Raw genomic sequence first — 22,913 nt, forward strand, 5'->3', positions numbered from 1 at the left:
ACAGTTTTGTAATTTTTTAACATTTTATTTAAATTTCTATATGAGTTTAAAGACACTGCTAATAATTATATTGTGACTAAAATTTGTTATGAATAATTTTTTCCTTGTCTCTTTGAATAGAACATTCTTGCCTTCTGCCCCTACTAAGGACAGAATATTTCGATGTACGCCTGACATATACTCAGACATACAATCTAATAAAAGAGATTTGGCTAGGGATCATAGCCCTATACATTACTTCATAGAAAAATCTTGTTCTTTAGTCACTTATTTCAACATTATTTCAGATAAATTGTTCTACGCTAGTATCTTTCGATCAAATACAAAGAACACAATTAATGTGATTTTGCATTACAATGGTACATATCCTGAATATCAAAAAATAAATCTTAATAATACAGAAGATGCATTATGTGCTATTAATGGTAGCTGGGCAACCTGGCTATCAAATAGCTTACAAAAAATATATACAATGATTTGTAATCCAGAAATTCCCAAAAATCCTTGTATAAATAATTATAATCCACTTGTATCAAACAAAACTATATTGATTTTCAAACCTCTTGAGTAAATATGTTCTTTAACTACCACCACGCTTTATGCTAACACTGATTAGAGGGAAGAGGTAACGAGTATGATCACTACTATATCACCAATATCATCAAGTGATAATACATACGCATATTATAAACAAAAAATTGATGACATTGGGAATAAAACTGTCGAGATCCACGTAATGATATCATCACTTCGTAATAACACGCTATTCCTGAGAAAAGAAAATATTAATTTAAAATCTGAACTACAGAAGGTAATGCAGCAAAGAGATGATCTTAACAAGAAGATAGTTCACTTAGAGGCTGATAAACAGATATTGGAATATGAGATTGGAAAATTAACGACCAATCTTACTAAAGTTCAAGATTCTGAAAAAGCATTGCAAGTCAAACTAGATAATACTACTAATGAACTCAATGCAGCTAATCATTCTCTAAATATTATGTTAGATGTGCTCGAAAAAATACAAAAGCGTATTACTATTATTAGTGATATTCCAAGTGCATCTAAATATTTTATGGAAAAAAAAGCAAACTATACAGATTATGTCAACAACTATGCCAATGACCAAAATGCATTAAATGTCTTCATTACAAATATAAATAATAATATAAAGAAATCTAAAGACAAAATAGATGTTCTAGAAAGTAAATTAAATAACAAAAACATAGAGTTAAATGAGACTCGTAAAGCTCTAAATAAGGTTCATCTACATAAAAGAACGTAAAGTACCATAGGAATTTTTTATAATCAGTATTCGAGTTAACCTTTCAGTTATTATACGCCCCGCGTTTTTATGATAGATTCAAGCGACCATTTTCGGGGATAAAATACCAATAGAATCTTTACGCTTTTCTTCGGAGAAATCATATTCACCAAGCATATTGATATGTGCCCATGTCATAATAGAATAGTTAGAGATAATGCTCAGTAACTGCTCTTTTTCATCATCATCGGTGATTTGTTTTAATTTGTGGGTAAGGTAAAGATAATTCCAACAAATAATACAATTTTTGATTAGTCGATTACAGCTTTCTGCAATTTCCTGCTCTTCTTTCTCAGCCTGCATAAGTTCACGTGGGCTACCAACGGCTACAGCACGGGTAAAACGATTAGCCAACTCTACTTTGTTTAACTGTTTTTCAATAGCCTGCCGTAATTTTACTTCATCTAGATAACGAAGAATAAACAGTGATTTCATAATTTGTCCAAAAGCTTTTATTGTTTGGTATAAAGTATGTTGCTTTGAATAGGAGTTAAGTCGCTGGAATATATCAGATGCGGTATTCTCCTTTAGCTTAATGGTCGTGACTAAACGCAAAAGATCATCCCAATTCTGGTAAAGCAGTTTTTCATTAACATAGTGGTTCGGTATAATTTTCCAATTTTTTCTCTTTTCTTTGCTGTGATGTTTAAATATGTAGAGCTGTTTATTCTGCAATCCTTTTAGCCGTGGGGCAAAGGAAAATCCCAACATATGGGTTAGACCAAAAATAGCCTCACTATAACCATGAGTATCTGTGGAATGCATATCACTTTTGACTACATCATTATGCATAAGACCATCAATAACGTAGGTACTCTCACGATCAGAGGCGCTAATTATATTGGAGTGCCAAAGGAAATGTCGTTCATCAATGAAAGTGTAAGCACTTATTCCTTGCCCTTGCCCAAAATATTTGAATGAGCGACTAGCTAATAAAGACTCAGTGCGTATTTCAAACTTCTGGCCATCACTGGCGGTATGCAGATTATTTGCACTGTTACGGTAAATATTTGGTAATTCCATTTTATCCATCACTATTAATACCCTGTCATTAGCTTCACGGATATTTTCTAATGAAAAACGCCAATTTACAGTATGATCCAGTTCATTCTCACTAACGTGTGAAGATATTCTAGCCATTTTTCGTACACCGATTCCGCAGCCAAGCCCGATGATACCAGCCAGTAAGGCAGGGCGTGAGGTAATCTTTGATGTGTTAGTTTGTTGCCAATGCTCGAAGGCTGATAGTGTATTGGAATGATGATGTACGGTTTCCAATATTTCAGCCAGTGAGATATAATACCGTTTAGGAAACCATGCTTGCAATGGATCAGTATCTTGTTTATCCAGTGGTGGAGTTTTTATACGGAACGACTTGTCTGCCTTAAAGCTGAGATATTCGTTTTCTAGGACTCTAGCGTTAGTTAACTTATATTGATCATATAATGTTTGGTCTAGTTGTTGTAATATGATTTTAGAATCAAGAAAATTTAACATTTCAGCACGCTCCAGAAGGTGATATTTTTCTTGTTCCCAGCGTTTTTTGCTGATCATATACTCGTCCAACGGTCGGTATTTATAGGAATACACTAGATTTAGCTTACCGGATTTGATAGCAGCTGCCACATGCTGAAATAGGAAGACCTTATATAATGAGATACGAAATGTTCCATTTTCTCTGTAGAGTGCTGCGTATTCTTGCTTGCCCAAAAATGCTGCAGGAGCTTGAGCAGTAATATGACCGTCCCTGTCACGAAAATGGTCAATTGCTTCTATTAAAGGCGATTTTTGTTGTTCAGCTTGAAGTTCCACAGCCTTTAACACTGGACTTAGGCGGTTTTGCAGATGCAATGATTTATTTTCCTGAAGATCATATAAAGCTAAGTCATCAGATAACTCTAAAAACCCTTCACGAATGTTTTTGATATTATGAGGTGTCTCGTGATTCAGTGCTTTTTTGATGCGATATACTTTTTCACAGTCTGGAAGAATATTATGGGACTGTTGCGAGATGAGAGGGTAGCAGGTATAATAAAAAAATAAAAAATATGTTTATATGTCAGAGTATCAAATGCTAATGGTAAGTTTAGATGAGTTAGTAAATGCGGATCATCAATATCGTAAATTCAAAAGTTTATTCAAATTCAAAGCAGTTGAAGCTGAGTTATTAGCATTAGAATGCGAAGCTAATTATAAAGGATATGGTATAGAGAGGCTGTTTAAATGTTTGCTGCTACAATTTATGGAAGACTTATCTGATCGGGAATTAGAACGTTATTTAGCTGATAGCACAGCGGCGAAATGGTTTTGTAATTTTGCTCTTACAGAAAAGACACCTGATTATAGTGTATTTAGTAAAATACGTAAAAAAATAGGTACTAATTTACTATCAAAAATATTTACAAAATTCCGCGATCAACTACGAGTACAAGGCTATATGGGTGAAGTATTTACCTTTGTAGATGCTTCTCATTTAATCTCAAAAGCTAATCTCTGGGAGGAACGTGATAAACTAAGAGCACAAAAATATGATAAATTGAATAATGAGACTTTGCCTAAGGTTGCAAAGGATAAACAAGCCAAAATTGGCTGTAAGGGAGGGAATAAATTTTGGTATGGTTATAAAAAACATGTGAGTGTTGATATTCAATCAGGCATGATCAATAAGGTTGCAGTTACCCCTGCAAATGTTACCGATAGAAAAGGTTTTAAGCATGTTATGCCAAGTTCTGGTGCTACATATGTTGATAAAGGTTATTGTACAATCTCTACCAAGAATGCAGCAGCTAAAAAGGGAGTCCATCTTTGTGCAATAAAGAAAAATAATATGAAAGATAAGAATTTTGACCTTGATAAATATTATACGAAAATCAGAGCACCTTTCGAGATGGTATTTTCAAAAGATAATAAGCGGGTTAGATATATAGGAATTGCCAAAAATCAATTCTCCGAATTTATGAATGCCATATGTTTTAATTTAAAACGATTAGTGGTTTTAACAACTTTAATGGCTTAAAGAAATTTATTAATAAAAATTCTAACTCTGTAAACAAATCTCTATTAAATTACTACACTATTGAATAACATTTATCTCTATATTAAACAGAATTTCTTTTTTAAAATATTTATTACCTCCTTTCCTCTTATTTTACTATCAAAAATTATCTTTCAACGACCCCATTATCATTTGCAATAGAACGAATTTCCTGCATTACGCTAAATACACCAGTCTCCAGCTCGTGTATTAGTACCTGCAATTGCTTCTGTTGTATCACCTGTTGCTCTAGTACATTTTCTTTATACTCATTGGCAATCGTAGTTTGGAACGCGGTCATAACATTCAGGAAAATATCAACCAAATTATCCTGCATACGGTAATACTGATGAGCGACAAACGCTGCAGCATGAATATAGCGATCTGTTTGAGAACGTTGCTGTATCTGGAATATCTGTGACCTCATTACACTGCCAGCATAATAGCGAATTCCCATTTGTCCTAATTTAAGCGTATCTAGGGTATCAGACAATTTTCCGTGCAACTCTGCAATAACGTGAAAATCTGCTACACATTCTCGAACTTTAGCAGGTTTTATAGATTGTGACAGTCTTTTCAGTAGTGTCAGTCGGTAGCTTTGTTTATCTTGATCACGCGTAAATAAAGAATCTAGAAGTATTGATGTCTCAGGAGTGAGCTGATTATTCATTCGTAATACTAGAGCTTGCTTATGGGATTGTAGCGATTGACGTATCAATGCACATACCGTTCCTGATTCTGGGAGTGTAATATGTTTTTGGATTAAGAGGTCGCTGCATCTATCAAAGATCAACCTTGGTTTCAAATAGTAAGATGACATCGACTCAATCTCATGCTTAATCATAGTTTTGGCAGTTTTATTAAATGTTTGAAATCCATAATGCTCAGCTACAATCTGCTGATGTCGCATTCTGCTTACCTTTTTGTAATCATATGCAATAAACTTCGAGGCAGGACAGCTTAGTATATTGGCTACGACCACAATATCCCTTTTATGAAAATCCTGCGGTAAAAAGAATCGTTTTGCTGCTCTAAAATATCCACATAACAATAAAAAACCTATCTGATTGGTTGGATTTCTTAAGCTACGCGCTATATCTAGTAGTTTTTTTGGGAAATCAAAAAACTGTTTGCGTTGTATGTGATCAAATAATGGGGGTTTATTAAATTTCTTTTGCTCTTGCGTGGTCAATATTTGCATTCTTGGCATAAGTTATACTCCTCTATAAAAATAATTATATCTGTCCAAAACCGTTCGTTTCCGGACATATCTTATTCTTATGTCCAAAAATTATATTGACACACTTTAGAACATATATAATATTTAGGACAGCCTTTTTAATACAATTGATATCTAATAATGCCTCGTATCTTCGTTTATGCTCGTGTCTCTAAAATTGGACAGACTCCAGAAAACCAAACAAAAGAAATTGAAGCAGCGGGTTTCAATATTGAACCTCACAGAGTGATTACTGAAAAAGTGTCTGGATCAGTGCCGATTAGCAGACGTAAAGGATTTGCCAGACTACTGGATAAAATGGAAAAAAACGATGTGCTAGTTGTTACCAAGTTAGATCGATTAGGACGTGATGCTATTGATGTAAGTACTACTGTTGTAAAATTAGAAGCAATGGGGATCAGAGTTCATTGTTTGGCACTTGGAGGTGTAGACCTTACTAGCTCAGCAGGAAAAATGACTATGGGCGTAATTAATATCATTGCTCAATTTGAGCGTGATTTATTAATTGAACGTACACAGTCTGGTCTTGCCAGAGCTAAATCAAACGGTAAAACTCTTGGACGCCCGAAAGTTTTATCAGAAGCACAAAGAAAAGAGGCTATAGAGCAATTACAGGATGGTAAAGCCGTTGCGGCTATTGCAAAGTATTTTAATACAAGCAGGCAAACTATCATGCGTGTTAGGGATATTACAAATTACTAATATTCCTATGGTACTTCTCGTACCTTTATGTAAATGAACCCTATTTTCTTTTATATAACCTTTGGGAAATTTGGTGAGTAGGCCAGTAGAATTTTCTTCCCCCTAGCCTCTCTCAAAACCGTACGTAAACCTCTCAGCTTATACGGCTTCCATTAAACAACCACTCTTGTTATCCCTATTTTCCAATGTGCAAATAAATTTGGGTTATGCAACGCAATATTTTGGATATACTTTATTGCTTTAATTTTATGCCTCGTATACCGTTTATATTTTCTCATTGCCCATTTTACTAAGATCTTAGTAAAATGTTGTAAAACCCATGCCAATTCTGATATACCATACTTACCATAATAGTTAATCCAACCTACTAGTTTAGGGTTACATACCCTAGCAATATCTTCTAAGCTTGATCCACTTCTTTTATATATTTGGTAGGTTCTTATCTTTTGGCGTATTTCTTTACAAGACTGTTTGCTAATTGCTGGATTAAATCCAGTAAAAATCCTATTCTCTTTACTATTCTTTACTGTTCTAGGTCTGAAAGTGTATCCAAGAAAGTCAAAAGATATGCTTGGATAATTATCCTTCCGTCTATTATCCTTACAGTAGATTATCTTTGTCTTCTCTAAATTCATTTCAATGCCACACTCTATAAATCTTTCAACTAGCTTAGATAATATTTCTTTCGCTTGATTTTCTGTTTTACAGTGAACAAGACCATCATCTGCATATCGACACCATTCAACTTTTGGATAATTTCTTTCCATCCATTTATCAAATGCATAATGCATGAACAAATTACTTAGCATTGGACTAATTACTCCTCCTTGAGGTACACCACAACTCTTAGTAACTATTTTCCTATCTGATTTTTGCATTGCTGCTTTTAACCATCTTCCTATGTATAATTCTATCCATTTATTATTATTGTGTTTCTTCAATGCGCTCATGATAAGTGCATGCTGTATATTGTCGAATAATCCCTTGATGTCAAACTCCAGTACCCAATTATTTTTCCAGCATCTCTGCCTTGTTACCTCTATAGCTTCTAAGGCTGATTTATTTGGACGATATCCATATGAATCCTTTAAAAAGTGAGGTTCAATTTTTGGTTCAAGTTCTAACTTTACTACCATCTGAGCTATTCTATCTTCTACTGTAGGCACTCCTAAAATTCGTTGATCTCTATTTCTCTTAGGTATGGCTACAGCTTTAACAGGCTGTGGCATATAACTTCCTGAAGACATACGATTCCAGATCTTGTATAAATTCTTTTTCAAGTTTTCTTCAAAATCTTTTATCGTTTGTTGATCAACTCCTGCAGCTCCAGCATTTGCTTTTATAAGCTTGTATGCTTGCAACACTAACAGTTTCGAAATCTTAAATGGTTTCGTCATTACCTCTATCTCATCCCTTTAAAAAAAAGTTGAATATTAGTTAGACAGTTTAATTCACTTCCTTCGCTCCATCGTCATTACAACAACTTCAATACTACTACAAAGTGATCCGCCCCAGTGCACTGCTTTAGTATTCTTTATCTTGCAGTCACCCTGCTTGATATTCTACTTTTACATCAGTACGACTGGTTCCCGCAGTTCCATAAAAGAGCCTAGATTAGATTCATGCCACCTATACACCGAGTACCGCTTACCCAACATCCGAGTAGCCGATAAGCTTATCCCTAGAGAATGTGTAGCCCTAGGTTTTGATACTATTATCATTTACGACGCTTATAGTAGTTCACTCTCATTCATCTCTCTAATCCTTACTTCACCAAAAAGTTTTTTTTGATTTTCCTTAATGCTCACGACCATCGCTCTTAACCACAGCCGCTTAAGGTAGTTTGAGACCAACTCTCGATAACCGATCTCGGTGGACCTACCACCATCTCTTCTATAGCTTTGCTACGGCACACACACACTTATTTGTACAGAGCCATATTTTACCTGTTCATACCCGTAGATTTTTGATTAGATGCTGATTTAATATTTTGTGCATGCGAAGTTGTACGAGCAATACGAATATTTGATGCAATTAATTTTATTATCGGTTTTTCCTTTTTTATATTTTGTCCTTCCTCAGTTTGAAAAAATTGTTTCTTATAATCTTTATTTGGATATTCAAAAAATTCTTTTGGTGTTAAATATTTTAATTTTTTCTCTTTCTCATCAAATTTAATAAGACCACGTCCATCTGCGTAATCTTCTATTTTTTTTGTTGATTCACCAGGATCCCAACGTAAAGAACAAAACTTACGCTATGTTTGGTTCTAAATATCGTAAAGATGGAGAACGAAGCTGTTGTTGCATATAGTCATCTAAAAGCCCTAACTTTATTTGGTAGACCGTTTTACCTATTTTATTTGCAGTTCTTTTGAGAAAAGCCCAAACTAGAAATGCACAACTAATGTGATTACGTTGGATACGCTGTTTTCTGCATTGGCAACGTTCTATACCAGTCAGTTGCTTAATTTTTCTATGCATGCTCTCAATTACCCATCGCAAGCCAAACTCATCTTGTGCAGCTTTAGAAGATTTTTGAGTTTTGTTATTGGTAACAACATAATCAACTCTGTTGGTAGAAACAGTAAATTTAAACAAATTAACATGCTTATTTTTGGCAAATCCTTTTATATGAATCTCCATTCCATTCTTAATTTCTTCATCTGAAAACGTCAACTTGCTAACAGCTTTATAAGGCTCGTAATCACACGTTTTACTAACATTTCTATTGGCTTTAATAGGGGCATAATAATATTTGCCCAAGGAGTCAACATGTTGCATAATTTTGTGTGTAGCATACCATGTGTCAAAAAGTACAGTTTGAAAAGGAATCTTTTTACTATAAACAGCATTATTGAACATCTTTAGTAGGTGATCTAGTTTCGTCGCTCCATCATGATCAGGTGAAAAAATGCGATAATCTATTACCCAAAACTTATCAATATCGGGGTTATAATATACAAGACTCACTACTCCTATACCGGTAGTAACTCCACCTGTAGCTCCACTATACTGCGATCTAGCAACCTCTATTTTCTTTGTGTTCCTTTTGTTTAACACCGTATCATCAAATATTGTATATCCGTTAGATGAAAAGATAACATCATTCTTAATGTGTTCCCATAACAAAGAAGGAGTATATTTTTCATTTTCTAAAAATCTATTAATAACATCATGGCTACATTTCTTGGCATGTTCAGCGTAGTAGGTTAAACTATAATTCTTTTGGCTAATTGTTAAAAATTGACAGTAATCTGTTCTATTAATTGGTATTGCTTGCAATCTGTTCCTCTTTGACATGTTTAATTATTCTTACAATAATTTATCACTCTTCCACTCATAGCGTAAGTTTTGAATAGGTAAAACGGTCTACCAAATAAAGTTAGGGCTTTTAGATGACTATATGCAACAACAGCTTCGTTCTCCATCTTTACGATATTTAGAACCAAACATAGCGTAAGTTTTGAGAATCATAAATCGCTCCATCCACTGTTGTTGCTCCACTGCCTAAAATACTTGCTGTTTCCCCAAGTTCTTTTATATTGTTTAACTTGCGTATTGATAATATCCTTGCCACAGTAGAATCAGTAAAAATTTTACCACGCATATTATCTGGTCCAGTTAAAAATCTTAACCTATGTATTTCACCAGAATTTAAATCATGTTCTAAATAGTAAGATGCATTACGCTTAAATTTATCAAGCTGATTTAGGTCAGCTCCTTTATCTTGCAATAATTTAATAGTCTCTACTATTTCCTGATTTTTAGGCGATGAAACTAATCCTAGCTGCATTGTTAATACAGTTAATGCTGTAAAACCATACTGATCCGTGCCATTAGGATCAGCCCCCTCATTTAATAACTTTTGTACTAATCCATATTGTTCATGTTTTGCTGCTAAAGTTAGTGAAGTATTTATATAACAATCTGTTCTAACTGAATTTTTAGTTGGATCATCATATCTATAATTAATAAAATCTAGAAATTCTTTATCATCAAGCTTTTTACGTGCATCATCAATTAGCAATTCAGCTATTTTATCTTTCTTTGCCGCTATAGCGATAAGTAAACAATTATTGTCAGGAGGATCTTGAAAATCAGAGCTTGTATTATTAAAGTCAGAGTAAATTTCTTTATAACATTCTCCGTGTTTATCTTCTGACAAAACTTTTTTTATTTCTTCAATTCCTGATGGATCATTAGATGAGAGGCTAACTTGTTCTCTAAGCTTAGACATATGGGTATTCCTTTTTATTAATCCTAACTGTCAAGTTAGCTAATAAATAAATTTTGTCAATTTAAATGAAAGAATATTAACTAAATAGTTATATTATATGGCTTATATTTTAATTACTGATTTAGCAATATATTTTATAATTCATATATTTTTTGAAATCTAATTTTTGAGCTAAGTTAGTTGACATAGGGGAAGTTTGGATAACTGCTTTATCAACATTCATATCTTTTAATATCTTGAACCTAGAGCTGTCTATTTGCTGAATAATAAAAATGCAATGCATTTTATTGGATTGCTTCGTTAATTATTTCATAATTTCCTCGCAATGACGGGTTAACCGTTTCTATTAGCATTATCTAACATAATCCTCTTAAATTTTCTTTGCTATAAATATACTAAACGGTGATATTATTTTCTCATTTATCCAATTATATCCATCTTGATCATTCCCTAAAGGCTTATTGATCTAACATAACGCGAATAGTGAATTAATAAGAATAAAATAGAGGAGAAGAAAAGGTAGACAGGATAAGTGTTCATAGGCTATTTTCTGGATTTGAAAAATAAAGAGAATAACCTATGAAAACTGATTTTACCGCATTATTTTGTTTTGTCGATGATTTGTTTAAAGACTTTGATAGAAATACTCTAGTAATTAATAGTAGTAAAACTAAACCTGGTCCAAAAAGTTCTTTAACTAAAAGTGAAGTTTTAACCATATTAATAGGCTATTATCAATCATCGTCAGACTGCTTTAAAAACTATTATAAACACATAATTTTACCTATGCATTCTAAAGATTTTAAATTAGTTTGTTATGAACATTTTAATAAATTGATAGGAGAATATCTACCTCATTTAACAATTTTACTAAATCATTTATTTGATAAATGTAATGGTACTTCATTTGTAGATTCAACATCAATTAGCGTTTGTAAAAATTATCGAATTTATTCACATAAGGTTTTTAATGGCTTAGCTGCTCGAGGAAAAACAACAAAAGGATGGTTTTATGGATTGAAATTACATTTAATCATAAACCCAAAAGGTGGTTTAGTAAAGGCATCTTTTAGCTCAGGCAATAAAGATGATCGTAAACATTTTTCTTCTATGGTTAAAGATATTTTTGGTAAGGTGGTTGGTGATCGTGGTTATATAAGTAAAGGGTCATTTAATGATTTATTTGATAAAAATATTCAGCTTATTACACGAATTAAGAAAGGCATGAAAAATATTTTAATGCCTCTGAGTGATAAAGTACTTCTGCTAAAACGAGCTTTGGTCGAAACTGTTATCAGCAAAATAAAATTGTTAAATAAATTTGAGCATTCAAGGCATAGATCAGTTAAAAATGCCTTCTCTCACATGATCGCTTCTCTTATCAATTACCAGTTGCTTCCTATCAAACCTTCTATAGACTCTTTCCTTAATTTTTGATTCATTTTAATTCGCTATTCGCGTTAACATAGATTTATAATCTTCCTCGCTCCAAAAATAATTGTAAATACTTAAATTTATATTTTTAAAAAGTATTTTAACTTTACAGCCTCTAGTAAGATTTTGATTTTCAGGAAATTCGGTATTTTCCGATAGCCAATCTCTATTATAAGTATTCTCATTACAGACTAACATAATAAAAATGCCATTACTTTTTAGAACTCTTGCAATTTCTTTAGCAATCTTTGCTAGCTCCTCTTTGCTTGCTACCTCCATCATAACCCAACTAGAAAACACTAAATCAAATGTATTATCTTCCGCCAGAATATTACCGCTTTTTATTAGATTATATGTTCCTGCAGGGTCATTAGAGCTTGCTATTTTTATCATCTCTTCATTAATATCGACTCCGTTAACGTTTAACCCCAGGGATTTCAAAAAGATGGTAGACTTACCAGCTCCGCAGCCGTAATCTAATACTTTATTACCTGTAATATGATTTTTGATTATGTTTGGAATATCACGAAATGCTAAATATCCTGTTCCAGTTAGGTCTAATTTAGAGTAAGCTTGAGCATATAAAGTGGCTTGATGCCGATAGTCTATAAGAGGCATATAATACATTATTAATAAGTTTAACGTATTATATATTGTAGTTCGGCATTATCAAGTATTTCTATTTTTGGTTATCGAGTTAATAGCTATAGTTATATGCAAGCCTACCGTATAACCTTTAAAGTTTAAGTATGTAGGTAATTGATATTTTTTTTCTTAGAGAAATCAAGGAGGGTGAACTAATTTTTAAAACGTAATATTGTTTATTTGCTGTTTGCGTTTTTGCTAATTCTTCTATTTTAAAGGAGTGTATTACATTAATGTCTTGGTCATTTATGACTATTTGTTCATTGGGATAAGTTATATAGTAATATGAGCTCCTATATTGCACTTTTCACTGAAATAATCAGGCTTTTGTAGATATACCTCGTATAAATGAAGAGTTGGTAGACGAAGTTTAATTTGGAAAAGAGCAAGACGACTGTAAGCCGAGGAGCGGAACGTACAAAAGTACATGAGCATCTGAAGTCTTACAAAGCCGACGTAGCCAATTTTTCAAATTAAACGAGTATACTCATCTTCGGCAATTAGAGGATATAATTTATGAATAAAATCATCGCTGATTTTTAAATAAGCATAACTTTCATTTTGTAAAACTATCCCTTCATTTTTTAAACTTTTCGCAGCTTTTATCAATTCTGGATTATCTATTTTTTGAAAATTCAGCTCATTTTTATGCATATATTATTCTAATCAATGAAGAGTTATATAGGAGTTATTGGCATGGCTCAGGAAACGTCCTCGATGTCACCCCATGGCTTGGAAACTAGATCCAGAAAAACAAAAAATACTAATTTTATTAGTATTTTTAACTGGACACCATGAACAAGTTACGGGGTGACAGGGGTAAAATAGAGCCATGCAACAATACCAATTTTTCCCCGCAATGACGTTTAAGCTATAAGGTTTAAGCGTACTTCCTCATTCAGCTCTTGAGCAAAAGGGAGCTCTAAACCAAGTTTTGCAAATATCTGCACTAAAGCGGTAGATAAAGCATTTATCATTTCATCTGTATGTGCAGGAGTTGGGATAATTCTTAGGCGTTCAGTTCCTCGAGGAACAGTAGGGAAATTGATATGTTGAACGTAAATACCATACTCATTAAGCAGCATGTTAGAAGCTTTGGCAGCCTTGATAGGATCACCGATAATTATTGGCACTATATGGCTTTCATTTTTTAAATAAGGAATGTTAAAGCGATCAAAAGAGCTTTTAAGTTTGCTAACCACTTGCTGGTGTGTTTTTCGTTCTTGATTAGATTCTTTTAAATGCCTAATACTATGCGTTGCAGCGGTAGAAATTACTGGCGGCAATGAGGTAGTAAAAATAAAGCCTGACGCCGTTAATCTAATGGCATCAATTAGGCTATGGTTTGCGGTTATATAACCACCAATAGTGCCGTATGCTTTGGCAAGTGTTCCTTGGATAATATCGATTTCATCGCTACAATCGAGAAGCTCAGCAATACCTGAACCAGTTTTGCCATATAAACCTACTGTATGAACTTCATCAATAAAGGTTAAAGCGTTATATTTTTTAGCTAAATTAATTATATCTTTAACAGGAGAAAAGAAGCCATCCATAGAATAAGCAGACTCAAAAACAATAATTTTCGGTCTATTAATGTCAACTGATTGTAGTAATTCTTCTAAATGCTTAACGTCTAAATGCCTATATATATGCTTCTCGGCTTTAGAGCCAGTAATGCCGGCAATGATCGAGGCATGATTTAGCTCATCGGAAAAAAAGACAAGATCAGGCATAATTTTAGCAAGTGTTGCAAGAGTTGTGTCATTAGCGACAAAGCCGGAAGTAAAAACTAAGGCGGCTTCTTTGTTATGTAAACTTGCTAGCTCCTGTTCGAGCTCAAGGATAGCGGTATTATTACCGCCGATATTCCTAGTACCGCCTGAGCCAACGCCGTATTTCAGCACGGCATCTAAAGCAGCCTGCACTACTTTTGGATGTTTACTCATACCCAAATAGTCGTTGATACACCACATAACTATTTGCTTATCTTCGCACATAGCAAAAGGAAAATTATTGGCTTGCCTTTTTAAGGCTTTAAACTCTCGATATCTTCCTTCGTTTTTAATTTTATCTATATGATTGCTAAATATAGTATCGTAATAAGACATTTTTTCTGTCATTCCCGTAAAGGCGGGAATCCATTTTATTAATTATAAACTCTACAATTGGACATTTTTAATGCTCTTCTGGATTCCCGCTTTCGTAGGAATGACAGAGAACAGCCTTATTCTATATTAAAACTAAATAATTTAAAAGCTATAATATAGCTTTTTGTACAATATCGTTGAGTCTTTTTGAAAAAGCACCTGTATCTGCTACCGGTTCACCCTCTAAAATACAAGCTTGATCGAATATTAACTTAACTAGCTCCTCGTTATTTTTATTATCCGCTTTTAAGTCATTAAAAATTTTTTCTATGATCTTATTTTTAGGGTTTAGCTCTAAATTTTTAGCGGAGGCACTCGCTATTTGCTTCTGCTCGATCAAAAATCGTTCCATACGAATATCCATAGCGGCTTCACTAACGGCAAGACAAGCAGGGCTAGAAGTCAACTTTTTAGATATCTTAACATCTTTAACTAAAATCCCTAAAACATCTTTAAAATAATCAGTCAATGATTTATATTCATCATCGGATTTTTTATCATCCTTATTTTTTTCTTCTGACGATGAAGTAGCTTGGTCTACATCAATATCGCTTCTTGTAGCTGATTTAATCGCATGTCCTTTATACTCGCTATTAACATTTACCCAAAAATCATCAACAGTATCAGTAAATAATAACACATCGATATTTTTACTTAATAACCCCTCTATTTGCGGGCTTGAAAGCAGCTTATCAGGATTATCACCGCTTAAATAATATATAGTATTCTGCCCATCTTTAAAGCCTTTTATATATTCATCAAGGCTAATCATTTTATTATGCAAAGCACTTCTAAATATACATACTTCTAACAATTTTTCATGATCGGTGGTAGCTTCACATAACCCTTCTTTTAAAGCACCGCCGAAATTAGCCCAAAAATTATTATATTCATCCATAGCCTCTTCTTTCTTTTTTTTAAGTTCGCCTAGGACTCTTTTAGTGATAGCATTCTTGATTTTCTCAAGTACATTATTATGTTGCAACGATTCACGGCTAATATTTAGCGGTAAATCCTCTGAATCAACCACGCCTCGTAAAAATCTTAGATATGACGGGATTAAATCAATATTCTCATCAGAAATAAATACTCTTTTGATGTATAATTTTACTCGTCTTTTACGATCAGGATGAAATAAATCATATGTTTTACTTGATGGAATGAATAATAGATTTGTAAATTCTATAGCTCCCTCATTTTTGTTATGCATCGTAATCCAAGGATCATCCACAGCATAAGATAAGCTTTTATAAAATTCTTTATATTGTTCTTCGGTGATTTCGGATTTTGATCTTGTCCATAAAGCTGATGCGGAATTTAACTGTATTTCGTTATTATCCCCTTCATCAAAGAAATATATTGGCACGGCTATATGATCGGAATAGCTTTTAACTATATGCTTTAATCTGAAATGATCCAGGAAACTATCCTCTTCCTTTTTAATGTGCAAAGCAATTTCTGTGCCTCTGCTAAATTCTCTGTCAGAGTCTGATACAATATATTCGCCTTCTCCTTGCGATTCCCAAACATATACTTTATCTTCACCGGCTTTCCTTGAAGTTACAGTAACTTTATCGGCTACCATAAAGCTTGAATAAAAACCAACTCCAAACTGACCGATTAGCATATTATCTTTTTTAGAATCACCTGAAAGATTTTTAAGGAAATTTGCTGTACCTGATCTTGCAATAGTGCCTAGATTCTCAATTAAATCCTCTTTATTCATACCAATGCCGTTATCATGGATGATAACCTGACCATTATTTTTATCGACTTTAATAGTAATTTTAAAGCTAGAATCACCGACTACTAATTCAGCTTCACTTTGAGATAGATGACGCAGCTTATCGCAAGCATCAGAAGCGTTAGAAATTAACTCCCGCATAAAAATCTCTTTATTACTATAAAGAGAGTGAATCATTAAGTTTAAAATCTTACCAACTTCGGCATCAAATTTCTTTTTTTCTTGTGTCATACTAAACCTTTAAAATTCATGTTTTTAGTTTTGTTACATGAACAACGTCATTGCGAATGAACGTAAGTGAACGTTGCAATCTCATAAAAATATCCTGAGATTGCCGCACCCTTAGCTATGCATCTCCTCACAATGACGGGAAAATTACAACAAAACTTTATTCACTTAATATAAGCATTTAAAATCAAATTTAAATACTTCTCATCAATATTTTTTATTAAAATTGCCTTTAAGTTGTTAGTATGTCCTTTGGTAATCTCTAAATTAACTCGTAATAACTGCCACTCTTTTGCTAAAAAATTTATAATCTCCTCATTAGCTTTGCCTTGTTCTGGTAATGCTTTAACAGATAATTTTAGGTGAGGTGTATCGTTAATTATAATGAATTCTTTAATGTCGTTACTTTTAGCAGCAGCCTTAACTTTTATATTTAAAAATGCTGTTTTTAATAAAGGATTATAGGTAAAAAAATACATGGTAAATAATGTAATAGTTGAAAATTATAAAATTTAATTTATAATTCCTTGTGAAAATTCAACTTAATCTATTTATGAGTTCTATAAATAAATATCAAGCACTTATCACTAAATTAGAAGAAAACGATCCTAATCTTATACATCTTAACTTTGAAGACATAGATTTAACAATATTGCAGCTAGAAGAAATAGCAAGCAAAATCCAAAATAATGACTTTATCGGTAATGTAAGCTGGGGGGAAGTGCCTAATTCTTCCGGTGATTTTATACAAAAAATTGAAAGTAAATCATTTTAAATAATCAAAATTACAAGCACCACCCTAACGATTTTATACATGGGTTACTTAGCTCTCATGCTTATATAGATTCTAAAATACACGAAAAAGTAGCTTTTGAAAAAGTAAAATATAACCAATCTTTAGAAGACTGGAAGACATTTAAAGTATTTAATGAGCCTGAAATAGGCAGATATTATTCAGTAGCATATATAAACGAAAAAACAAAACAGCTAGTACTTGCTTATCGAGGCATCACATTTGAGAAATTAGATTTACTAAAAACTAATTCATCGCTTAAGACTCATTTTAAAAGTGTTTTAGGCGGGCAGATAGTAACACAGCAAGCAGCTTCATATCAGGCTACATATGAAATCACCGAATATGCTAAAAATCACGGTTATAGTTTATCTTTTACCGGTTATTCATTAGGGGCATGGTTTGCAGAATTAAGTCAAAACTTACGCTATGTTTGGTTCTAAATATCGTAAAGATGGAGAACGAAGCTGTTGTTGCATATAGTCATCTAAAAGCCCTAACTTTATTTGGTAGACCGTTTTACCTATTTTATTTGCAGTTCTTTTGAGAAAAGCCCAAACTAGAAATGCACAACTAATGTGATTACGTTGGATACGCTGTTTTCTGCATTGGCAACGTTCTATACCAGTCAGTTGCTTAATTTCTCTATGCATGCTCTCAATTACCCATCGCAAGCCAAACTCATCTTGTGCAGCTTTAGAAGATTTTTGAGTTTTGTTATTGGTAACAACATAATCAACTCTGTTGGTAGAAACAGTAAATGTTAAACAAATTAACATGCTTATTTTTGGCAAATCCTTTTATATGAATCTCCATTCCATTCTTAATTTCTTCATCTGAAAACGTCAACTTGCTAACAGCTTTATAAGGCTCGTAATCACACGTTTTACTAACATTTCTATTGGCTTTAATAGGGGCATAATAATATTTGCCCAAGGAGTCAACATGTTGCATAATTTTGTGTGTAGCATACCATGTGTCAAAAAGTACAGTTTGAAAAGGAATCTTTTTACTATAAACAGCATTATTGAACATCTTTAGTAGGTGATCTAGTTTCGTCGCTCCATCATGATCAGGTGAAAAAATGCGATAATCTATTACCCAAAACTTATCAATATCGGGGTTATAATATACAAGACTCACTACTCCTATACCGGTAGTAACTCCACCTGTAGCTCCACTATACTGCGATCTAGCAACCTCTATTTTCTTTGTGTTCCTTTTGTTTAACACCGTATCATCAAATATTGTATATCCGTTAGATGAAAAGATAACATCATTCTTAATGTGTTCCCATAATAAAGAAGGAGTATATTTTTCATTTTCTAAAAATCTATTAATAACATCATGGCTACATTTCTTGGCATGTTCAGCGTAGTAGGTTAAACTATAATTCTTTTGGCTAATTGTTAAAAATTGACAGTAATCTGTTCTATTAATTGGTATTGCTTGCAATCTGTTCCTCTTTGACATGTTTAATTATTCTTACAATAATTTATCACTCTTCCACTCATAGCGTAAGTTTTGTAGGTAAACATGGTGATGAGCGGAAATTACGTAATTATGTAAAAAATCAAGGTTCAGGCAAACCTTCTTATAAAGCATTTCAACAAAAACAGTTAAAACTTTTTGGATAGATACCTCGTAGCTCTGCTGCGAGGAGTATCATTTAAGCATTTTTCTCTTTCTAGTCGTATTTGTTATTACTAAAATAATAAAATACGAAAAAAATTTAAATATAATTCAGCAGATATTTATGTCCATCTTGCTCAATTACTTAATACTAATGCAAGAGTAGAGTAGGGGGGTTACCTCACAGCTGTCGAAAGTAGAAGAGAAGAAATAAGTATGTAAAAAAGTATTAGGAAGAGGTAAACAGGTAACTAAAAAATTAAAAAGGTTACCCTGAATGGAAATAAAAGAAATAATGAACTTAATTAGTGATAAGAGGCTGATAGAAGTAGGGGAAAAATATACCGTAGATAAAGCCAATCATAAAATAACGGGAGCATTTATTTTAAAAAGTTTTGTTAGGTCATCACTACTTGGTAGACCGATTAGCTTAAGGACATTAGAGGAAATAGTACCGGCAACTTTAGAGTTAAGTAGTCTTCTTAAAACAAAAAAGGTTGGTAAAAATAAAATAGACCATAGTTCTATTGGTAAAAGATTAAAAACAATAAAGACAGAATATTTCAAAGCAATTTATGATGAACTAGTAGAAAAGTATAATAGCCATTTTAATAAGATAGAAAGAAAACAATTACACATATTTGATTCAACAACTATTAATCTTTCCGGCAGAGTAATTAAAGATGGATTAAAAATAGGAGGAAAAAAGAATGATAGTCAAGTAAAGCTTAGTGTAGGTTTAGAGGGACAAATACCATCTAATATAAGATTTTGCAATGATAAATCTGAAGCAAGTGATGATGTAGCATTAGTTAAAGCTATAAATGAATCTAAGCTAGATAAGGAAGATATATTAATATTTGATAGGGGAATTTGTAAAACAACTACCTATGAAGATTTCAGTAACAAAGAAATAAAATTTGTTACTAGAGTACAAACTAACAGACGCTATAGAGTTATTAAAAAGTTAGAGATCAAGCAGAATCAAAACAATCATAGTAACTTACAAATACAAAGTGATGAGATTATTAATTTATACAGTGCTAACAAAATAATCAAATGTAATTTAAGATTAATAAAAACCATTGATTATAAGAACAAAGAAATATGGTTTTTAGCAAATTTATCGGATAGTTCTGCTGAAGAGATAGCAGAGATATATAAGAAAAGATGGGATATAGAAGTATTTTTTAAATTCATAAAACAGCATTTACAGTTTAAACATTTTATCAGTCATTCTCAAAATGGCATGATAGTATATTTATATAGCATATTAATAGCTGCAATTCTATTTACCATATTTAAAAATATAAATAAATTAAAGGGTTTTAAGATTCCATTATTACGATTTTGCTTATTACTAGAGAAGGAAATAATTCGTGATATTGTAATATTGTCTGGGGGCAATATTGATCTTATAAAGTTTAGATTATAACTATATCTACTTTCGACAGCTGTGGGGGTTACCTACCATACAAACATTGATAGAATAGAAGAAAATAAGGATTTATTGATATCGGTTATCAATTCTTATGAAATTACCGAATTATCTATAGAGAAAATAAAAAAACTAAAAGTAGAAATAGAAGCTTAAGTCGCTCTAATCGTGTAACTACTTTTCATTAACTCTTTTTTTAACTATATTATAATTCTTCATTAGATAATTAAATTCTGCACCATAAATAAATATCATATTGATAATATAGAAAAATATCAATGTAACTATTATACTACCAAGAGATCCATACATTAAATTTAGCTGGTTATAGTAAACTATATAAGTTGAAAGTAAGTAACCGCTTATTACCCATAATATTACTGTTAATAAAGCTCCTGGAAATACATCTATGAAGTTTAGTTTTACATTAGGTAATATATAGTATAAAGAGGAGGCTCCTAAAAATAATAAAACTAAGATTAAAACATATCTTATAAAATTTAAAATATTTTTATATTGTTCTATAGCTTCTAATAATACTGGAATTTTTGTGAAAACTATTGGAATAAATACTAGAAGAAACATGGTGAAAGTAATTAAAATACTAATTACAAGGAATTGTAAAATACTAAGTAATCGTCTTCTTATATAAGGGGGAGGGGACTTAATCTCATATACACGATTTAGAATGGTTCTTAAGCATTCTACAAAGGAAGAGGCTGTCCAAACACTACCTACGACGGCAAGATTCATTAAACTTTGTGGCGGTACACTTAACAATTCTTTTATTCTTTTTTCAATTGATTCTGTTGCCCGCTCTGGCATACTTTCTAGAAAAATTTGTATAAAATTTTGTCCAAGTTCTGAAGCTCCTAAAAAGCTTGTTAAAGCTAGTAAAAATACTAAAAAAGGAAAAATAGATAAAAGTACCATAAATGACATATATCCGGAATGTTCGACTCCGTCATGCTCTATTGTTTTAAATAACGCAACATAAAGACAATTAAATATTTTTTTCATTAAATCAATTTCCAAAAATTAGTTAAAATATTACTTGTATAAAGAAATATTTGAAATATTGCAAAGGAAATTAAATTTATTATTGCATTTATTTTATATTTTTCTATAATACGCCATAACTTTATTTTTTTATTAAGTTACAATCTTATAAAGATTTAAATCTAAAAAAACACATTTTATTTTATATATAATACTTCTATTACAATATTTCAATAATATTAAAGTTTAGAATTAATTATTATTTACTAAATAATTACAAAAAACCTAAAAAATGTTATTTTTTAGTTGTATATGATATTGAAATGTGTTATTATTTCCACTAATAATTGTATAAGTTTAATATTATATAATTATTAATAACTATAGTATAGTAGTTATTGGAATAATTATAAATATATAAAACAACCAAGGAGAAGAAAATGGCTAGAAAAAATGACATAATACAAAAAATCGATAGTTTTATAGGAAAGAAAATCTATTCTTTAAGGCTAGCAAAAGGATTATCTCGTCAACAACTTGCAGAGGTAATTGACGTTACCCATCAGCAATTACAAAAATACGAAAGAGCAATTAATAGAATTTCTGTAGGAAGACTTGTATTAATTGCTGAAGCATTAGATAGAAATATTGATTATTTCTTCGAAGGATTAGAAGAGGCAAATAAGCCACAACCTGTGCATACTCAACATCAACGTATGTGTATTGAAGTTTCAAGAAATTTTATGAAAATTCAAAGTACAGATGAGCAACAGGCTGTTAATAATCTAGTAAAATGTTTAGCTGGAAAAGATAAATTAAAAACCACTACCGCTACTAATAATAATAACGCATAAAAAATAAAAAAAGGATAAGAGTTTTAAAACTTAATGCATTCGTAGCTCAGCTGGATAGAGTATTGCCCTCCGAAGGCAAAGGTCGTTGGTTCAAATCCAATCGAATGCACCAAATTAAAACAGCTAGAATTATACTTTAAATTCAGGAAAAAATTGAAGTAATAATAAAGAATTAGCTAAAGTTTCTATTTTCCATAATATAGATTATAGAACAATTAAATTTTATTCTCAAAGTGTTATTTTATTTAATTATCTTACTTCTATCTTTAACTTAGAAGTAGCTCGTTGGCTGGGACGGGAGGATTCGAACCTCCGGATGACGATACCAAAAACCGTTGCCTTACCACTTGGCGACGTCCCAATGTATGAATTTGCTGTATTGATGTCATTCTTGCGAAAGCGGGAATCCTGCTATTTTACTTGATCCCGCGGACAAGCCACGGGATGACACCAATGT

The 22,913-nt window shown here is 32.1% G+C and carries 21 protein-coding genes, 2 tRNA genes and 1 pseudogene; 11 read left to right on the plus strand and 13 right to left on the minus strand.

Annotated features, from left to right (window positions below; genetic code table 11):
• The first annotated feature begins 208 nt into the window (after positions 1 to 208).
• Together ACOAL3_RS02595 and ACOAL3_RS02600 are read left to right on the plus strand one after the other, a co-directional pair.
• A complete protein-coding gene (locus tag ACOAL3_RS02595; protein ID WP_419235301.1) occupies positions 209 to 571 on the plus strand; it encodes a hypothetical protein in 363 nt (120 codons plus the stop codon).
• 63 nt (positions 572 to 634) lie between these two features.
• Positions 635 to 1,285 carry a hypothetical protein gene (locus ACOAL3_RS02600; RefSeq protein ID WP_419235302.1) on the plus strand — a complete coding sequence of 217 codons (651 nt, stop codon included), beginning with the start codon at positions 635 to 637 and terminating at the stop codon, positions 1,283 to 1,285.
• A gap of 78 nt (positions 1,286 to 1,363) precedes the next feature.
• Here ACOAL3_RS02600 and ACOAL3_RS02605 read toward each other — a convergent pair whose 3' ends face one another.
• Positions 1,364 to 3,175 carry a Tn3 family transposase gene (locus tag ACOAL3_RS02605; protein WP_419235303.1) on the minus strand — a complete coding sequence of 604 codons (1,812 nt, stop codon included), beginning with the start codon at positions 3,173 to 3,175 and terminating at the stop codon, positions 1,364 to 1,366.
• Between the two features lie 205 nt (positions 3,176 to 3,380).
• On the opposite strand from ACOAL3_RS02605, the gene ACOAL3_RS02610 reads away from it, so the two are divergent.
• On the plus strand, positions 3,381 to 4,340 hold the full coding sequence (locus tag ACOAL3_RS02610; protein ID WP_419234540.1) for a transposase: 960 nt from the start codon (positions 3,381 to 3,383) through the stop codon (positions 4,338 to 4,340).
• Between the two features lie 145 nt (positions 4,341 to 4,485).
• Here ACOAL3_RS02610 and ACOAL3_RS02615 read toward each other — a convergent pair whose 3' ends face one another.
• On the minus strand, positions 4,486 to 5,568 hold the full coding sequence (locus ACOAL3_RS02615) for a DUF4158 domain-containing protein (protein ID WP_419235304.1): 1,083 nt from the start codon (positions 5,566 to 5,568) through the stop codon (positions 4,486 to 4,488).
• A gap of 150 nt (positions 5,569 to 5,718) precedes the next feature.
• Here ACOAL3_RS02615 and ACOAL3_RS02620 point away from each other — a divergent pair, with 150 nt between their 5' ends.
• Positions 5,719 to 6,300: a recombinase family protein gene (locus tag ACOAL3_RS02620; RefSeq protein ID WP_419235305.1), complete on the plus strand. Its 582-nt coding sequence runs from the start codon at positions 5,719 to 5,721 to the stop codon at positions 6,298 to 6,300.
• Positions 6,301 to 6,452: 152 nt separating this feature from the next.
• Here ACOAL3_RS02620 and ltrA read toward each other — a convergent pair whose 3' ends face one another.
• From ltrA to ACOAL3_RS02635, 3 genes are all read right to left on the minus strand, one after another.
• Positions 6,453 to 7,697, minus strand: coding sequence for a group II intron reverse transcriptase/maturase (gene ltrA / locus ACOAL3_RS02625; RefSeq protein WP_419234633.1), 1,245 nt, complete (start codon positions 7,695 to 7,697; stop codon positions 6,453 to 6,455).
• 855 nt (positions 7,698 to 8,552) lie between these two features.
• Complete coding sequence (locus ACOAL3_RS02630; protein ID WP_419234509.1) at positions 8,553 to 9,602, minus strand: IS701 family transposase; 1,050 nt, start codon at positions 9,600 to 9,602, stop codon at positions 8,553 to 8,555.
• Positions 9,603 to 9,741: 139 nt separating this feature from the next.
• Complete coding sequence (locus ACOAL3_RS02635) at positions 9,742 to 10,539, minus strand: ankyrin repeat domain-containing protein (RefSeq protein WP_419235306.1); 798 nt, start codon at positions 10,537 to 10,539, stop codon at positions 9,742 to 9,744.
• 579 nt (positions 10,540 to 11,118) lie between these two features.
• Here ACOAL3_RS02635 and ACOAL3_RS02640 point away from each other — a divergent pair.
• The gene (locus tag ACOAL3_RS02640) at positions 11,119 to 11,976 is read left to right on the plus strand and encodes an IS982 family transposase (RefSeq protein WP_419235103.1); all 858 of its coding nucleotides are present in this window, start codon (positions 11,119 to 11,121) and stop codon (positions 11,974 to 11,976) included.
• A gap of 6 nt (positions 11,977 to 11,982) precedes the next feature.
• On the opposite strand, the gene ACOAL3_RS02645 is transcribed toward ACOAL3_RS02640, so the two are convergent.
• From ACOAL3_RS02645 to ACOAL3_RS02665, 5 genes are all read right to left on the minus strand, one after another.
• A complete protein-coding gene (locus tag ACOAL3_RS02645) occupies positions 11,983 to 12,591 on the minus strand; it encodes a class I SAM-dependent methyltransferase (protein ID WP_419235307.1) in 609 nt (202 codons plus the stop codon).
• Between the two features lie 495 nt (positions 12,592 to 13,086).
• Positions 13,087 to 13,272 carry a hypothetical protein gene (locus tag ACOAL3_RS02650; protein WP_419235308.1) on the minus strand — a complete coding sequence of 62 codons (186 nt, stop codon included), beginning with the start codon at positions 13,270 to 13,272 and terminating at the stop codon, positions 13,087 to 13,089.
• Positions 13,273 to 13,484: 212 nt separating this feature from the next.
• A complete protein-coding gene (gene hemA / locus ACOAL3_RS02655) occupies positions 13,485 to 14,729 on the minus strand; it encodes a 5-aminolevulinate synthase (RefSeq protein ID WP_419235582.1) in 1,245 nt (414 codons plus the stop codon).
• Positions 14,730 to 14,877: 148 nt separating this feature from the next.
• Positions 14,878 to 16,743 carry a molecular chaperone HtpG gene (gene htpG, locus ACOAL3_RS02660; RefSeq protein ID WP_419235309.1) on the minus strand — a complete coding sequence of 622 codons (1,866 nt, stop codon included), beginning with the start codon at positions 16,741 to 16,743 and terminating at the stop codon, positions 14,878 to 14,880.
• A 161-nt stretch (positions 16,744 to 16,904) separates the two neighbouring features.
• Complete coding sequence (locus ACOAL3_RS02665) at positions 16,905 to 17,219, minus strand: A1G_07140 family DUF167 domain protein (protein ID WP_419235310.1); 315 nt, start codon at positions 17,217 to 17,219, stop codon at positions 16,905 to 16,907.
• A 50-nt stretch (positions 17,220 to 17,269) separates the two neighbouring features.
• Between ACOAL3_RS02665 and ACOAL3_RS02670 the strand changes: the two genes are divergently transcribed.
• Positions 17,270 to 17,515, plus strand: a complete 246-nt coding sequence (locus tag ACOAL3_RS02670) for a hypothetical protein (protein WP_419235311.1) — start codon at positions 17,270 to 17,272, stop codon at positions 17,513 to 17,515.
• Positions 17,516 to 17,955: 440 nt separating this feature from the next.
• On the opposite strand, the pseudogene ACOAL3_RS02680 reads toward ACOAL3_RS02670, so the two are convergent.
• Positions 17,956 to 18,988 (minus strand): annotated as a pseudogene (locus ACOAL3_RS02680) (IS701 family transposase).
• Positions 18,989 to 18,999: 11 nt separating this feature from the next.
• Between ACOAL3_RS02680 and ACOAL3_RS02685 the strand changes: the two are divergent.
• The 3 genes from ACOAL3_RS02685 to ACOAL3_RS02695 all read left to right on the plus strand — a co-directional run bounded on the left by ACOAL3_RS02685 (position 19,000) and on the right by ACOAL3_RS02695 (position 20,759).
• Positions 19,000 to 19,170, plus strand: coding sequence for a hypothetical protein (locus tag ACOAL3_RS02685; protein WP_419235312.1), 171 nt, complete (start codon positions 19,000 to 19,002; stop codon positions 19,168 to 19,170).
• Positions 19,171 to 19,460: 290 nt separating this feature from the next.
• The gene (locus ACOAL3_RS02690; RefSeq protein ID WP_419234559.1) at positions 19,461 to 20,600 is read left to right on the plus strand and encodes an IS4 family transposase; all 1,140 of its coding nucleotides are present in this window, start codon (positions 19,461 to 19,463) and stop codon (positions 20,598 to 20,600) included.
• Positions 20,601 to 20,621: 21 nt separating this feature from the next.
• Positions 20,622 to 20,759 (plus strand): hypothetical protein, encoded by a 138-nt coding sequence (locus ACOAL3_RS02695; RefSeq protein ID WP_419235313.1) that lies wholly within the window; start codon positions 20,622 to 20,624, stop codon positions 20,757 to 20,759.
• A gap of 18 nt (positions 20,760 to 20,777) precedes the next feature.
• On the opposite strand, the gene ACOAL3_RS02700 is transcribed toward ACOAL3_RS02695, so the two are convergent.
• Positions 20,778 to 21,623 carry a YihY/virulence factor BrkB family protein gene (locus ACOAL3_RS02700; protein ID WP_395477579.1) on the minus strand — a complete coding sequence of 282 codons (846 nt, stop codon included), beginning with the start codon at positions 21,621 to 21,623 and terminating at the stop codon, positions 20,778 to 20,780.
• 419 nt (positions 21,624 to 22,042) lie between these two features.
• On the opposite strand from ACOAL3_RS02700, the gene ACOAL3_RS02705 reads away from it, so the two are divergent.
• Positions 22,043 to 22,456 (plus strand): helix-turn-helix domain-containing protein, encoded by a 414-nt coding sequence (locus ACOAL3_RS02705; protein WP_011477345.1) that lies wholly within the window; start codon positions 22,043 to 22,045, stop codon positions 22,454 to 22,456.
• Positions 22,457 to 22,491: 35 nt separating this feature from the next.
• Positions 22,492 to 22,568, plus strand: a tRNA-Arg gene (locus ACOAL3_RS02710).
• Positions 22,569 to 22,742: 174 nt separating this feature from the next.
• Here ACOAL3_RS02710 and ACOAL3_RS02715 read toward each other — a convergent pair.
• Positions 22,743 to 22,817, minus strand: a tRNA-Gln gene (locus ACOAL3_RS02715).
• Positions 22,818 to 22,913: the final 96 nt, after the last annotated feature.

Origin of the sequence: Rickettsia endosymbiont of Nabis limbatus (assembly GCF_965196655.1) — a bacterium.
Classification (GTDB): Bacteria; Pseudomonadota; Alphaproteobacteria; order Rickettsiales; family Rickettsiaceae; genus Rickettsia.